Below are 14,992 nucleotides of genomic sequence, written 5' to 3'. Positions count from 1 at the left end.
CCCATGCACACGCTTGAACCAAACATACTTCAGCTTCTCCACAGGGGAACAGTAATACCTGCCCATCCTTTGGCCTTGGATGACAAAAGAAGATTGGACGAGAGGAGACAAAGAGCCTTGATGCGATATTATCTTGCTGCGGGAGCAGGAGGGATTGCTGTTGGCGTTCATTCTACCCAATTTGCAATCAGGGATAAAAAAATTGGCCTCTTTGAACCTGTTTTAAGGATTGCGATGGAAGAGATAGTGAAGCAAGGGAGAAAGGGGGATTTTATCAAGGTAGCAGGAGTAGTGGGGCCTACAGAACAGGCAAAGGAGGAAGCCGCCCTTGCCCGGGATTTAGGATATGATTTTGGATTACTCAGTGCCGGGGGATTGGGCAACTGGTCAGAAAGGGAGCTAATCAAAAGAGCCGAAATAGTAGGAGAGAGCATCCCCATTTTTGGGTTTTACCTACAACCTTCTGCGGGGGGCAGGCTTTTGAGCTATGAATTTTGGAGAGACTTTGTGGACATCCCCTCTGTAATGGCCATTAAAGTGGCACCTTTTAACCGGTATCAAACCCTAGATGTGGTAAGGGCAATCTGTTCCTCCAAGCGATCGGATGAAATCGCTCTTTATACTGGAAACGACGATAACATTGTTGGCGATTTGCTTACCGAATACAGGTTTGTCATAGATGGAGTGGAAAAGGAAAAGTCTTTTGTCGGTGGCCTTCTAGGGCATTGGGCGGTGTGGACAAAAAGGGCTGTGGAACACTTACAAATGATCAAAGATTACAAGGAACACCAAAAAGGCTCCTTGGGTGAACTTTTGAGCCTAGGAATACAGATTACGGACACCAATGCTGCTATCTTTGATCCGGCACATCAATTTCACGGATGCATACCCGGAATTCATGAGGTGCTGAGAAGACAGGGCTTACTGGAGGGCAGGTGGTGTCTGGATCCGGAAGAGAATCTCAGTCCCGGACAAATGGAGGAAATAGACAGGGTTTGCTCCTCCTATCCCCATTTGTTGGATGACGATTTCGTAAAGGATCATTTAATGGATTTTCTACTTTAAGGCTCCAAGAAATACTCAAAAAAGGTAAAAATTGCCTCGTTGGATGCTTGGTCAGGGGCATGTTCGGGCCTGTTAGACATACCTACCCGATTCTCAAAACCATATAGGGAATTCACCTCAATGCTGTGGTTTAATACTACCCACCTCTCCTCGGGGTCCTCTGAGCCCCCGGATACAAAAAATGGCCTAGGCGCCATCAGGGCATGGAGTTCATGAAGGTCTTTGCCTTTTTCCAGTAATTCGGGATAAAGGCCTTTGGCAGGATTTTCATCGGTTGGCATTCCCCTTTTTCTCCATGGCGGAGGGTGGTAACCTAAGTACCAGGGCTCCCAATAGTTCACCGATGGTTTATCTTCTTCAAACACAATACCCGGATCGGACCAAGCGGCAGCGGCAAATTTATCAAAGAGGCAGGAGGCAAACATGGCCCATTTGCCCCCATAGGAATGTCCCATAATACCTATTTTGTCTTCATTCACTTCCTCCAAGCTAGCCAACAAGTGCCATGCATTTGCGGCAGCATAGGCCAACATGGACAATGGCTGAACCGTGGCGCTATCTATATGGGGGTAATAAATGGAATAAGTTTCGTTTTCGGTTGTTTCAGTAGTACCAAGGGATAGTGTTACAAAGCCCCGCTCTACTAATTTTTTTGCAAAGTCACGATCTGGTTTGCCCTCCCCTATGGCAGTTTCTGGTTCATAATAAACGGTAATCACGGCTGGTTTATCCTTAGACTGAAAGGGAACCAACAAATATCCGGTGGTAGGCTGTCCGGTCACCCATTCAAACTGGATTTTTTTCTGCACATACCCATCCATATTTGTTTCTTCTAACACTTCCATTTCGGGATCGGTGATAAGTTCAGGCCATTCTCCCATTAGATCGTGCCACTCTTTCAAGATCTCCTCTCTTCGTTTTTCCCACATCTCCACAGTACTTGCTACTTCCCCATCTTCAAATAAGAGGGGCGATTTGTAATCTCCCATTATCATTTCATAGTCAAAGGGAGTGGAAAAATAAGGAACCAAATAATCCCAGAGGATCATTTTTCTTAGGAGCCCTGGATAGGTGTCACCGGAATTGGTGCCTGCACCTACCACATGCGCCCCGTAGGTGATATTGTCCCCAAAACACACGAACTTTTTTCCGGTTTGCAATTTCTTGTTTTGCAATAAAAAGTTAAAAATCTTCTGTGCAATGACCTTGTATCCATCCTTGGTGGGATGTACCCCATCATCCACTCCTGAATTTTCCTGATTCATAATCAAAGTGCCTTTTAACTCACTTGAGGTATTGGCAGCAACAAATGCTTCAAAAAGGTCTAGAAGCGGTAAGCCATTTGAGTTGGCCAGGTCCTTTATGATCTCATTTGCCTTTCGGACTTTTATTGCTGCCTTTTCTTGAAAGATACCCTCATTGTACCAACTACTAATGGCCAGGGTGTCCACAGGAACCAAGTTTAGTAAGACCGTTTCAATATTTTCATCTGCAAGGGTCTGAATGATCCTTTGGTAGTTTTTCCTGAAGGTGTCGTAGTCCACGAATTTGTCTAAATTAAGCATGTCGTTCATCCCCACGGAAAGAAAAACCAGGTCCGGCTTTTCCATAATCACGTCATTTCTCAACCTTCTTATCAAATCGAAACTACTGTCTCCACCCGATCCTTTATTAACTATTAACAAAGGTTTATAGGCTTCCTCCGGCAATTTGGGATCCTCAGTTGTAGTATTTCCCTCCCCACACCAAAATAAAAATGGTAGTATGTAAATAATTTTTTGTAAGCTGAAATGCATTTTTATGTATTTAAAAATAGATAATAACTCAAATCTAAAAATTTGTATTTAAAAATCCAGCATTAAATACACATAATTTGTTGAACCAGGGCTATTTATACCTGAATAAGGGAGGAGAGGTAGGATTTTCTATTTGCACTTTCAACATTTACGATTAAAAATTGGTAAAACTAAACCATTTTTTAAATTTGTTGCTTCTCTTAAACTCACCTATTGGTTCTTGACAGAAAAGTTCAAATGGTATTTAAATAACTCCTAACATGATTATGCGTAGTCACTTTTATTGCATTGCAAATGTAGCCAATATGAACCGTGGGGTTTTGGCACTTTTTATGGTTTTCTACCTTTTCATTTCTTGCAATGCAGATGGAGATAGACCTATCCTACACGTAATTGGAGAAGCCGATGGGGACCTGGCCACTTGGCTTTCGGGAGAGGGTTTCAAGCTCATAAACCACAGCAATCCCGCTATTGCCATGGAAAGCATAGAAGAAGGAGGGGTTTTATTTGTCTTGGCTGAGGGATACCCCTACCAGCGCGTTGAATTGTCAGAGGCCTTTTTTGAAGATGCGGAGATTAAGGGGCTGAGACTTTATGTGGAGTACCCTGATTTCATTCCCGGTGTGAACTTGCAAGAAGAAGCCCTGCAGACAAGGTTGGAAAGAGGAGTGGTTAATACGGATGTTTTTGGCCTTGAAATGCAAATGATGAGTATTTTGGGAATAAATGATTGCCACGTTATTCCCTCAGATGCTACCAACCCCTTATTGGTTTTGGCTAAGGTAGCAGGCTTGGACAAGGCTGAATATGGTATTGATGATGTGGAAACACACCCATTATTGATAGAGGAAAATGGCGGTTTCTATTCTCTAACTCGATTATCCAATTTCGCAGAAGGCAGGTATGGCCCAGAAGATCATTGGAAGGCACTTTGGGGTTATATGATTCGGAACCTAACAGGGAAAACAGACCTACATTTTGAAACATGGCCAAGGTATCTTTCTCCCACCTTGGACCAAGGGGAGGAGGTGACAGAAGACCATAAGAAGGAAAGTGTGAAAAGGGGCATAGACTGGTTTTATAAGGGTAGGTTTTTTATTCATCCTGATTGGGAGGATATGTGGCAGAAATACCAAGATGATGGCACCAATCCCGTAGGACCTCCAGTTTCCAGAGATTTGCCCAATGGTGATGGCAGCCTCGGCCTACTGGAAGGGCACTCTTCCAATATCTATCACGATGGTTCCCAGCAATACCGGTACTGGATTAGGGCGGATGTTCAGGGAGAAGGGGCTTATGCTATGGCAGCAGCAGCGAAGATTCTGGGAAATGAGTCTTACCGGGCACCGGCAAAGAGGTTAGTTGACTATATTTTTAACTCAAAATTGAGAGGAGGGCCCAGAAGCGAACAGGACGCCCCAACTTATGGCTTGATAGGTTGGTCAGATACCCATCCTGGGGTGTATTACGGAGACGATAACGCTAGGGCAATCCTAGGGGTCTTGGGAGCTTCCGCCCATTTAGCAACCAATGAATGGGACAAAGAGATGATGGAAGCAATTCTAGCAAATTTCAGGACCACAGGAACCATGGGATTTAGGGATAGGAGGTTGGAGCATAGGGACATTATCAAAAATGGGTGGAGGTACTATTTTGATCGGGAAGTAATCAACCCAGCCCCGCATTTTGAATCCTGGATGTGGGCACTTTACCTTTGGCTTTATGACAAGACGGGCCATGAGCCACTATTGGACAGGGCAAAATTGGCTATTGGGAAGACCATGGACATGTATCCAGAGGAGTGGCTTTGGACCAATGGGATACAGCAGGAACGAGCCCGCATGATATTGCCATTGGCATGGCTGGTACAAGTGGAGGATACCCCTGAACATAGAGAATGGCTCGATAAGGTGGTAAGTGCCTTATTAGAAAACCAAATGGAAAGTGGGGCCATTCGGGAAGAACTTGGGGGAACCGAAAAAGGTAGATATGGGCGTACCAAGACGAACGCTGAATATGGGTTGCATGAGGCTCCTTTGATTTTCGAAAACGGTGATCCAATTGCGGATATGCTTTACACCAGTAATTTCGCCTTTTTTAGTCTCAATGAAGCTGCCCATGCCACTGGAGACGAGCGATATTTTCAGGCTTTGCATCGCCTTTCGGATTTTCTTACCCGTATTCAGGTGAAAAGTGAAAGGTTTGAGGATTTGGATGGAGCCTGGTTTAGGGCATTTGATTATGACCGATGGGAATTTTGGGCCAGCAATGCGGACGTAGGCTGGGGAGCCTGGGGTACACTTACGGGGTGGACCCAGAGTTGGATTGTGGCCACCCAGGTACTTGTATTACAGGAAAATAGTTATTGGGACCTTACCAAACAATCAGATATAGAAAAGCATTTTGAAAACACCTTTACCTTGATGTTTGCGGGAAATTAGCAACCTAAAAACCATGTTGGGTGAAAACTTCTTGAACTTCTCATTCATTTAAGGGGTTAAAGCCTACGTATTTTTATGTTTCTGAAATAGACCTTATCGTTATGGTCGGTAAGTAGTATATGGCCTTCCTCAAACTCACCATAGTTCCTGTCGTTTTTGAATTTGGTGTCGGCTTTCCTTTTGTGAAAATCCTTGCTGCCCCTTTTGTAGGACACCACTTTCACACCATTTAGCCAATGTTCCACCTTTTTGCCTTTGGCCACTATTTTTCCTGTATTCCATTCACCAGGAGGGTTAAGCTGCTTGTTTTTTGGGGAATAAAGTAGATAAGCTGAAGCGGTGGAACTCAGTCCATCCTGGTCATCCATGATGGCGGGGTGTTTAAAGTCATCAATGATTTGGTATTCCGGGCCGTTGATCATGGTTTCCCCGGTTTCCTCGTTTAGGACTTCATCCACAAAATACTTGATACCAGAGTTGGCTTTTTCGGTCAGGTTGAATTCGAATGCCAACTCAAAATCCCCATATTTTTCCCGGGTAATGATATCGCCGCCCTTACCCTCTAGATAAAGTTGGTTATCAGCTATTTTCCACCCTTGAGGAGGGGATTCCGGCCCTGTTTTGCTTCGCCATTTATCCAGGTTGCTTCCGTCGAAGAGTACTTGCCAACCCCCTTGCGCAAAGATTAAATGAGGTAAGTATATTAATGCCAGTATTAGAAGGAGTTTTTTCATGGGTTTGTGCGTTTTTTTGTAATACGGAAATCGCCTGCTCATAGGCTATTGAATTAGTTTTTGGAGTTCAGGATAATTGTACCATCCCCTTGATAACCATGTTTTCTGGTTGAGTCAAGGAAGCAAATTCATTCACCACTTTGTCAAAGGAGAGGTGATGGGTGATAAATGCATCAGTAGGGAAATCCCCGGATTTCAAAACCGCTATCACTTCTTGAAAGTCTCCTGCAGTGGCGTTTCTACTGCATAGGATACTCGACTCCTTGGCATGAATGGCCGGGTGGTTAAATACCAAGTCTCCCTTCGAGAGGCCCACCAGCAGAAACCTTCCTCCATGAGACATGTATTCCGGCCCAGACTCCAAGGCCAGTTTATGGCCGGTCGCGTCGAAGACCGCATTGAAAAGTTTGCCTTTGGTGATTTTTTCAATGTCCTGATGTAGACTTTCGGAGGGTAAAACGGTGTTTTTAATTCCGATTTGTTTCCTTACAAACTTGAGTCGGCTTTCATTGATATCCAGTGCGGTCACTTCTGCACCGGCAAGCTTGGCAAAAACCATAATGCCAATACCTATGGGGCCGCAGCCCATTACCAATACTTGTTCCCCCTTTTCTACCTTTGCCCTTTTTACGGCATGTGCCGCCACAGCCAGGGGTTCTACAATGGCCATTTCCTCAAAGCTGAGGTTTTCGGCAGGAAGCAGTAATTCCTCCGACAAGGCGAAATATTCCTGCATCCCTCCATCGGTATGCACACCAAGTACTTGTAGTCGGGTACAACAGTTGGTTTTGCCTTGCAGGCAGGCCACGCATTTCCCACAGTGAATGTAAGGTATTACCACCACCTTGTCTCCTTTCTTCCATGTGGAAGACCCATTGGGATCCTCGATTACCGCTGCCAATTCATGTCCCAGTATACGGGGATAGGTAAAATAAGCCTGATTACCGGCAAAAGCATGCAGATCCGTGCCACATACTCCGATGCGCTTAATTCTCAGCAGCACCTCACCCTGCCTAGGTTGGGGAGTAGTGGTGTCTTTTTGGGTAAAAAGGCCTGGTTTTTCGCAGATTATCGTTTTCATGTGTTTATAATTGATTTTTATTTGCCACATAGCCTGCCCCGGACTCGCTTCGGGGGAATCTCGCAAAGGATAATCATCCCAGTGTGTGACGTGCTCGTCATGCCCTGACTGCCGTCAGGACAGGCTCGAATTCATGTGTTTATATTTTCTTTTCAATGGCCACCTAGCCTGCCCCTGCCTGCCCCGAACTTGATTCGGGGGAATCTCGCATTTCCAATAATCATCCTGGTGTGTGAAGCGCTCGTCATGCCTGACTGCCGTCCAGGCAGGCTCGATTTCATGAAGGCAGTATAATTGGTTTTCAAACATTCTAATACACGAAATTACAAATTTTAGGCTCCCTTGAGGGCTTAAATTCTAAAAATCGATAAGGCCCTTACCTCCCTAACTTATTCAACTTGGGAGTTAGCTCTTTGCTGGGCCAGATTTTCCATCACTTTAATGACCACAGGTTCATTAAGCTTACTGGTGATAATTTCCATAAAATACTTAAGATCAGCATAAGAAACCGCCGGTATCAGTGTTTCCTTCAAAGAGACGCTTGCCGTTACGGTTAACACACGATCCATTTGGGTAATCGCATAGGAAAATGATAATGCCCCGTTTGGTAAAGCTGCAGAAATACTCTCAGGGAAGTCATCTACTTCATAGCCTTCCGGAATATTAATTTTGGCACTGTACCTGTCATTAAAGGTGTAATTGAAATCCACCGGGAAGGTACGGTCTGTGGCTTGGAAAGGGTTATTATCCCATCTTTTCAGGGCAAAGGGGGTAATAAACATCTTTTCGGTATCGGTTAGGGGCTTTTGTTCGGAATAGGAAATGTCTAAAATTTCCCTCCCATCGTTTTTTCTGTTTACTACCAATAATTTTTCCGATGGGACTTCAGGTGATTCACCCGTATTATTAGTCAATCGCTTTTGTAATTCTTTTTCTTCTAATCGCCCCCATTCCACAGCATCATAATCAAGAAGGCGAAGATGTGTTTCTGTGACCAAGCTCCCTATATCCATCCCTATGGTTGTAAACAGATTGAAACCTGATCGATGGGGGTGGGAAAGATTGACCAGGTCACTATTTTTGGCAAGTAATGGAAACCCCTGATTGACATGAAAGTCCAAAGGTAGGAAATTGATAGGGACTCCTGACCTATTGGCATCTACAAGTAGGGTTTCATCTTGTAGCTTCACCATCAGAATCATATGGTTAAACTGGTCGGCGAATGGATAGTGGATGAGCGTGGACCTCCCATTTCCTTTACTACTGATTAACAAAGGTACTGCCTCGATTTCATTTTCCCTCAACAAGGCCAATAGTAGGAGATTTATCTCTGCCCTATTGCCAGATTTAGTTTCAAGTACGTTTTTTATGGGTTCTTTAGGCAGTACTCCTTCCTTTCCATCGTATCGATAATGGTGTGTTACATGTTTGTATAGGGTGTACAAAAGCTCTTTTTTATCCAACTTATCCCCGCTTTCCCAAATTAATTTTTCCCTGATCGATTTGGAAGGACTCAGGAAACTCTTGAATTCACTTTTTTCCATGAATAGGTTGGCAAGGTCCTGCCAAGAACCAAACATAATTTTTCTTTCCTCCTTTTTTTCCCCCCATTCATTGGTGCTTTGGCTTTCATAGGCGTATAATTGAAATTCCACTTTTTCCAGGTAATCTTTGTAATGGTTCATGTAGGGCTCTGGTTTGAAAGCCCTGAGGTCGGTCAGTTCCCAGTGGTACTTTCCTCTAGTGGAGGTTTGGTGGTTGGTTTTAAAGATCTTTTCTCCTTGTTTCAGCATTTTATAATCAAAATGTGAGGGTATATCAATACTATAAATTGACTTTAAGGTGGGAATTTCATTTTGAAAAACCCAACCTTCTAGAAAGACAATGGATTTATCCAACTTCACATAAGAGTACTCAAAAATACTACCCTCCTGTACATCTGGAAAGCTAAACCGGATTTCTCGGTACCCATCTCCAGTATCCACTTCAAAGAAGTCTTTTTTGGAGAGTTTGGAAACTTTTTCAGATCCATTTTCAAAATTGACAATTTGGGCTTTAAGACGCTGAATACTTTCAATGTTGTCATTTCCTTTGTACATGCGGAGCACAACGTCTCCAAGTTCTTTTCCAGATTCTTTTAGCACTTTTACTCTACGGTGGATCTGATTGTGGATTGTAACACCTAGAAATAAACTGACGCAGCTTTCCTCCAACACAACCGCTGCTGCATCGGGCTCAAAGTCCACGGTCTGGAGGGCAAACTCCTCAGGCTGATATTTCCCATACTTGGTTTCTTGGCCTATTACTATACCATGGTACAATAAGCCTGTGATAATAAGAACTAAAAGTTTCATTGGAATCAGTTTTTGATAAAAGATAGTTGTTGATTTAATGCTTTTTTAATTTCCCGGAAAACCGAATTTCGTTTGTCGGCAGTTATGTCTTCCGGAAAATGGATATCTAATTTTTTTTCTATAGTAAGTCGATCATCTTTCAAATCGGCTAATATATCCAGAGAGTAGTATTCGCAAGAATAGGAGAGTTGTGGAGGGGATATATCCCATTCTAGATCCTGGTTAAGTTGGATTATAAGCATTTCCTTTAACTCCCCTGCTCCAGTAGTGATTTCCTCCAGGTCCCAGGTTGTCCAGGATAAGGGGATAAGGACCCTCTTGGAGGTAGATTGGTAAAATCGCTGCACATCTCCTTGGTACTTTAAGTTTACCAAGGGGACTTTTCCCTCATTTTCTGTGGCCATGGAAAATTCTTGTATCACCAGACCTCCCCCTGTATGACTGTTTAAGAATGTGGTAAACTCTTTTTCAGAGGTATTTTTGTGCAGATGGGTAAATGTGCTGGCTGGAAATCCCTCTATTACTTTTGTGCCATGGAGGTGAGCATTTCCCTGGGGCAACAATTCTAAATGTAGGTTGTGGTTTATCCTGTGATAATTGGATTGGGAATAGCTGGGGGTACGGTCTATAACTCCTCCATTTTCTGTGACCACCAGCACGTGCCGGTCCATGGTGCTTTTCCCCAAAAACCCGGCTGGTAGTGTAGTGGAAGTGCATTCTATCCAAATAGTTTCTTCCTCTAGAGGCACACGTAAAATGGCATGATTAAATTGATTGGAAGGGAAATCCAAATCAATGGGTTTTGCTTCTGACCCACTTCTTACCAAGGTATAGTCAGAGGGGATTCCAGCTTCCTGAAGCATGGCCTTTAAAAGCATGGTAAGTCCCTTGCAGTCCCCGAATTTTGACTGGACAACCGAGTTGGCATTTTCAGGCATCCAGCCACCTAATCCCAGTTGTATACTTACATATCGGTAATTTTTTTGAAGGTATTTATATAACCTGTCTATTTTTTCATAGGGATCCATTAAACTGTCCACCAAGGTGTGAACAAGGGCCTTGCTACCCTCAGAAAGATCCCCCTTCCCATGGTTAAGCAGGTGCATCCATTTGCCAAAATCCTCCCAGGTTTGCATGTTTCCCCTATACCCCTGCATGGAAAAATGTACAGGGGCAGTTGCGACCTCAGGCAGATCATCCGCACTTTCTGTTAGCGAGGGTAAATCACTCAATTCCCAGAATAAAGACACCTTGCCCTCTTTTTGTATTTCTGTTGGCGGAAGTAAAGACACATTGCTTTTGTACCTTAAACCAATCTCTTCAGGATACGCTATTTCAAAAGTTGCTTTCTTTATAAGTTGGTTGAAATAATGGTAGGGATGCCATCGTGGAAGATGAAAATTTCCTGAAACATGCCTTTTCCACCTATATTCTATTTTTATGGGATACTGCTGTGGGGTCGGGAGAAAAAAGAGGAGCTTATTGTCCCCGTATAAGGTGCCATCCGAAACTAAATTCTTTTCTTTTAGCTGTTTACGCTTTATTGTTTGTAGGGTTTTTCCGGAAAGGGGGTTGATGATTTTTGCCTCGAAGTCAAGAAGCTTGGTAAAACTGTTGATTAGGCATTCAAATTGAGCATGGTCCAATGCGCTGGAGGAAAGCAACAAAAGGGATTGATCTACCTCTTCAACATAACCAAAATCCTCTTCAAGTGTCACTTTAATGTTTTCCTCCAAGATAGAGTAGGTCTCAGGCAAAACTCCGATAGGCCCGGATGCTAAAAGCAATGGACAATAAACCATTGATGCTAAAAGTGATAAAAAAAGCTTCATGCTTATAAAAAGGTTAGAAAAAACACCGCAATGTAACGGAATTTTTAAAAGGTGGAACATAATTGAGGATTTTTTTTTATCATGCCTATTCATTGAAACATTAAAATTTTCAGTAAACAATAAAAAGATGAAGGTCGATTATAAAAGGTTGTGTAAAGTTTTCCATGTTGTATTAGTCTCCAAAGGTTTCGACGACAGAAAGGCAGAAAAATGTGCCACCCTATTTGCGGATGCCAGTTTGGACGGGGTGGCTTCGCATGGATTGAACCGTTTTCCGGAATTTATCCGGCTGCTGGATGCGGGATACGTAAACTCCAAGGCAGAACCAAGCTTGGATTTTTCGCTTCCCGTGTTTGAGCGTTGGAATGGGAATCTGGGTGCTGGGCCATTGAACGCCGGGTTTGCGATGGACAGGGCAATAAGTATGGCCAAGGAGCAGGGGATTGGAGTGGTGGCCCTTCACCGCACCAACCATTGGAAAAGGGGTGGGAACTTTGGTTGGCAAGCGGGTAAAGCTGGCTGCATCGCCATTTGTTTTACCAATACCCTTCCCAATATGCCAGCTTGGGGGGCAAAAGAGCCTAAGCTGGGAAACAACCCCTTGGTCATTGCCCTGCCCAAGAAACCAGCGCCCATGGTATTGGACATGGCAATGACCCAATTTTCTTATGGTAAAATGTTGGCCTACCTCAGGCAAGGCAAGGAGATGCCCTATCCCGCGGGATTTGACCAAAACGGCGAAATGACCAAAAACCCCGAACCCATTTTAGCCCATAACCTTGCCCTTCCCATGGGGATGTGGAAAGGGGCGGGATTGGCCATGATGTTGGATCTGATCGCCTCTTTGCTTTCTGGTGGCTTGTCCACTCATGAGATTGGCAAATTAGAGGAGGAACACGCCATTTCCCAATTTTTCCTTTGCCTGTACCCACCCAAACTTGGTATGAACGAAGGTGAGATGCAGCAAAAGCTGGAGGCTTGGGTAGAGGATTTGAAGGAGGCCAACACTTTCTCAGACGGCCCATCGGTATTTCCTGGGGAGAATTCCCTGAAAAACAGAGCACACAATTTAAAACACGGGGTGCCCGTGGACAAGGTAATCTGGGAAGAGGTTGTAGGGATGTTAGATCAAAAATAGGTTCCAAGTAATTGTTTGCTAATTTTAGATAAATCCATCATCCATTTGGAATCAGGCTTTGACCATATATTAAAATTTTGTCTTTTATTTCTGGTTTTTTTAAACTAAAATTGTCGGATAACCATTTAAGCATGAATTTTTATTCCTTATTATTCCTATTATTAATTCCAGGAATTATTAGCTGTACTTCTGAATCTCAGAATGCTGTCCACATGGAATATAAATTGGAAATTATTGATTCTATCCAAGTGGATTATATGGGAAATCCAACTATAGGAGAATTTTATCAGGGAAGAGGTGTTATCTATGACCACAAATCCGCTACAATTATCGCTTTCGATACACTAGGAAATATCCTGAGCAGCAATCAATTTCCCAAGGAAGGGCCAGGCTCCCTTTCCTGGATAGGTGGCATGCGTATTCATTCAGATGGCAAGGTGTTCGTGAACACCCTTATAGGTGAGATTGGGGTGTTGGATGAAAATTTAGAACTGGAAAAAAAGATCCAAATGCCTTTTCCCCCCGAATTGAGAGACATGTGGGGAAACTCCAAGGTATTTGACTTCTGGAAGGACTACCTATACATCTATTATCCGGGTAGAGATGGACAAAATCCCTATTTAAGAGATTTTTGGAAGGAAAACACCCTTTTGGAGCAAATTGAAGTGTCCACAGGCGACACCAAAGGCGTCTTGAAGCTCCCCAGTCAAAGCAAGCACCAATCAGATCTGTTTTTTGAACAGCCATCTCCTAAGGTTGGAATTCAGGGGGAAAAACTTTATTTACATCTTGATACTGAGAATTTGATTTTCGTTTATGATTTGGGGAATGATGGGGAAATCATGGAGGTATTGGATTTTCAGCCCTCAAAATACGTACAATTGGAGGGACAAACAGAAAGAGTTGGGTATGCGTCTGGAAATTATATGTCCAGGGGCCGATCCAATAATCTATTTCCAATCAGGGAAGGCCTAATTATTTATTATAGCGAAGGAATTGCCAAGGATGATTTTGTGAATGCTGGACTGAATAAAAAAGAAAACTGGTATAAAAGACCTGACATGGAAAGGAAGGTGCTGAAAATTTACAGTGATAAATCCGGGTGGTCCAATGAAATTATTTTGCCTCCAAAAGTAGGTGAGATTCTCAATATAGAGGCCTTGGACAAATCCTTTTTCGGGTTTAGGAATGACGAGTACCTGGGTGTGGAACAGGATTTTGTCACATTTTATAAATTGAAATTAAATGCCTATTAAATATGATCAACAATTTCACCAAAACTCTGAAAGTGTTCATTTATTTTTCTATAGCTTTTTTGATTTCGGTATCCTGCAGCAGTCCAAACTCCCAAACCGAAGTCAGTGAATCTACCAGGGAATCCTATGGGCTCGAAATCCTGGACTCTATGGTTGTGGACTTTATCGGTGTGATGGCATGGTCACATATCAGTCCTGACGGGGATAATTTTTTGGCTATTGACCAGCAAAAATCCAATGTGCTCCTAATCGGGAAAGATGGTGAAATCCGGGCAACTTTACATAAAACTGGAGATCAACCTGATGCGATCGGACAAAATCTGTCGGCAAGGCCACAGTTTAGAAACAATGCTGAAATAGCCCTTTTGGGAAGCAAGGGGTTGTTTATTTTTGGATTTGATGGAAATTTGAAAAAAAGCATCAAACCCAGTTTTGACCCTTTTTCGAGTTTTTTCATTCAAAATACAGATCAATTTCAGTTTATGGATGAAAACCATGCTGTAGCAGTATATGGTGCAAGAAATCCAGAAGGCTCTGGGTTTTATACCGAGGCATCCGGCACTAAACTCGAATCTATTGATGTTGAAAACGGTACATTTACCGGAATCCTACCTTATCCTTTTTCGTCCAGGTATAATTCCTCAGAAACCTTTCCCATCACCAATTCCACACCTGTTTTCAGGGCCAGTGAAAAGGGAATTTATCTGGCTTTCAAAAATGAAGCAAAAATCTTCCATTATGATTGGGAAAATACAGAGAACCCCAAAGATGAAATCCACTTAAAAATTGAACCTTTTCATCTGATGAAGGGTAAAGATCCAAAATCAGTTGACAAGAAAGCCATCCACATTGATGTCCGCGATTTTTCCTACGGTTCAATAAATAATATATATTTGGCTGGAGATGAACTACTTGTTTCCTATACACATGGTCTTTCTGACGAGGAATTCGATCAAGTTACAGAAGGCATCAGCGGTTTTCAAGAATCCCTCCGGTTAATAGAAGAAAATAACAGGTCAAAACTGGCTGTCCTTCTAAGTGATGGACTCCCCATACCGATAGAGACCCCGGATGTTTTTGGAACATTGGAATTTGTGGACAAGGAGGGAAACCTGTGGTTTTCTCCCAATAAAAATGAAGTGGAAAGAGACTATGAGGTTTTATATAAATCCACCATCAAATAAGTAACATTTTGGATAATTGGGATTCCTATGAAATTATTTTTCCTTATCTCTGGATGCATGCAACCTTTGTTGTCCAATAATAATCCTTTCATTTATTGAACTGTACGCTAT

10 protein-coding genes are annotated in these 14,992 nt (G+C 43.0%); 5 read left to right on the top strand and 5 right to left on the bottom strand.

Annotated elements, in window-relative coordinates; genetic code table 11:
- Positions 1-3 precede the first annotated feature (3 nt).
- Entirely contained in the window at positions 4-1,065 is a 1,062-nt protein-coding gene (locus DB520_RS22960) for a dihydrodipicolinate synthase family protein (protein ID WP_114752125.1), read from the top strand.
- Here the strand turns inward: DB520_RS22960 and DB520_RS22955 are convergent.
- On the bottom strand, positions 1,062-2,750 hold the full coding sequence (locus DB520_RS22955) for a GDSL-type esterase/lipase family protein (RefSeq protein ID WP_198675433.1): 1,689 nt from the start codon (positions 2,748-2,750) through the stop codon (positions 1,062-1,064). The genes DB520_RS22960 and DB520_RS22955 overlap by 4 nt on opposite strands.
- Before the next feature lie 377 nt (positions 2,751-3,127).
- On the opposite strand from DB520_RS22955, the gene DB520_RS22950 reads away from it, so the two are divergent.
- A complete protein-coding gene (locus tag DB520_RS22950) occupies positions 3,128-5,302 on the top strand; it encodes a hypothetical protein (protein ID WP_198675432.1) in 2,175 nt (724 codons plus the stop codon).
- A 56-nt stretch (positions 5,303-5,358) separates the two neighbouring features.
- On the opposite strand, the gene DB520_RS22945 is transcribed toward DB520_RS22950, so the two are convergent.
- The 4 genes from DB520_RS22945 to DB520_RS22925 all read right to left on the bottom strand — a co-directional run bounded on the left by DB520_RS22945 (position 5,359) and on the right by DB520_RS22925 (position 11,303).
- Positions 5,359-6,036 (bottom strand): 3-keto-disaccharide hydrolase, encoded by a 678-nt coding sequence (locus DB520_RS22945; protein ID WP_114752122.1) that lies wholly within the window; start codon positions 6,034-6,036, stop codon positions 5,359-5,361.
- Positions 6,037-6,103: 67 nt separating this feature from the next.
- Positions 6,104-7,117: a zinc-binding alcohol dehydrogenase family protein gene (locus tag DB520_RS22940; protein WP_114752238.1), complete on the bottom strand. Its 1,014-nt coding sequence runs from the start codon at positions 7,115-7,117 to the stop codon at positions 6,104-6,106.
- Between the two features lie 389 nt (positions 7,118-7,506).
- A complete protein-coding gene (locus tag DB520_RS22930) occupies positions 7,507-9,471 on the bottom strand; it encodes a DUF3857 domain-containing protein (protein ID WP_114752120.1) in 1,965 nt (654 codons plus the stop codon).
- Positions 9,472-9,476: 5 nt separating this feature from the next.
- Entirely contained in the window at positions 9,477-11,303 is a 1,827-nt protein-coding gene (locus DB520_RS22925; RefSeq protein ID WP_198675431.1) for a transglutaminase-like domain-containing protein, read from the bottom strand.
- Positions 11,304-11,430: 127 nt separating this feature from the next.
- Between DB520_RS22925 and yiaK the strand changes: the two genes are divergently transcribed.
- From yiaK to DB520_RS22910, 3 genes are all read left to right on the top strand, one after another.
- Positions 11,431-12,441, top strand: a complete 1,011-nt coding sequence (yiaK, locus tag DB520_RS22920) for a 3-dehydro-L-gulonate 2-dehydrogenase (RefSeq protein WP_232835121.1) — start codon at positions 11,431-11,433, stop codon at positions 12,439-12,441.
- A 212-nt stretch (positions 12,442-12,653) separates the two neighbouring features.
- A complete protein-coding gene (locus DB520_RS22915; RefSeq protein ID WP_157972215.1) occupies positions 12,654-13,697 on the top strand; it encodes a hypothetical protein in 1,044 nt (347 codons plus the stop codon).
- A 2-nt stretch (positions 13,698-13,699) separates the two neighbouring features.
- Positions 13,700-14,881 (top strand): hypothetical protein, encoded by a 1,182-nt coding sequence (locus DB520_RS22910; protein ID WP_114752116.1) that lies wholly within the window; start codon positions 13,700-13,702, stop codon positions 14,879-14,881.
- The last annotated feature ends 111 nt before the right edge of the window (positions 14,882-14,992 follow it).

This window comes from Pleomorphovibrio marinus (genome assembly GCF_003347495.1).
GTDB lineage: Bacteria > Bacteroidota > Bacteroidia > Cytophagales > Cyclobacteriaceae > Pleomorphovibrio > Pleomorphovibrio marinus.
Note: the sequence above shows the minus strand (reverse complement) of the source record. Positions and strands in the feature narration are given on the sequence as shown.

What these genes read in the sequence shown, in the direction of transcription:
- DB520_RS22930 (WP_114752120.1), bottom strand. Translation starts at nt 9,471, where the DNA reads ATGAAACTTTTAGTTCTTATTATCACAGGCTTATTGTACCATGGTATA.
- yiaK (WP_232835121.1), top strand. Translation starts at nt 11,431, where the DNA reads ATGAAGGTCGATTATAAAAGGTTGTGTAAAGTTTTCCATGTTGTATTA.
- DB520_RS22940 (WP_114752238.1), bottom strand. Translation starts at nt 7,117, where the DNA reads ATGAAAACGATAATCTGCGAAAAACCAGGCCTTTTTACCCAAAAAGAC.
- DB520_RS22950 (WP_198675432.1), top strand. Translation starts at nt 3,128, where the DNA reads ATGCGTAGTCACTTTTATTGCATTGCAAATGTAGCCAATATGAACCGT.
- DB520_RS22945 (WP_114752122.1), bottom strand. Translation starts at nt 6,036, where the DNA reads ATGAAAAAACTCCTTCTAATACTGGCATTAATATACTTACCTCATTTA.
- DB520_RS22910 (WP_114752116.1), top strand. Translation starts at nt 13,700, where the DNA reads ATGATCAACAATTTCACCAAAACTCTGAAAGTGTTCATTTATTTTTCT.
- DB520_RS22960 (WP_114752125.1), top strand. Translation starts at nt 4, where the DNA reads ATGCACACGCTTGAACCAAACATACTTCAGCTTCTCCACAGGGGAACA.
- DB520_RS22925 (WP_198675431.1), bottom strand. Translation starts at nt 11,303, where the DNA reads ATGAAGCTTTTTTTATCACTTTTAGCATCAATGGTTTATTGTCCATTG.
- DB520_RS22915 (WP_157972215.1), top strand. Translation starts at nt 12,654, where the DNA reads ATGGAATATAAATTGGAAATTATTGATTCTATCCAAGTGGATTATATG.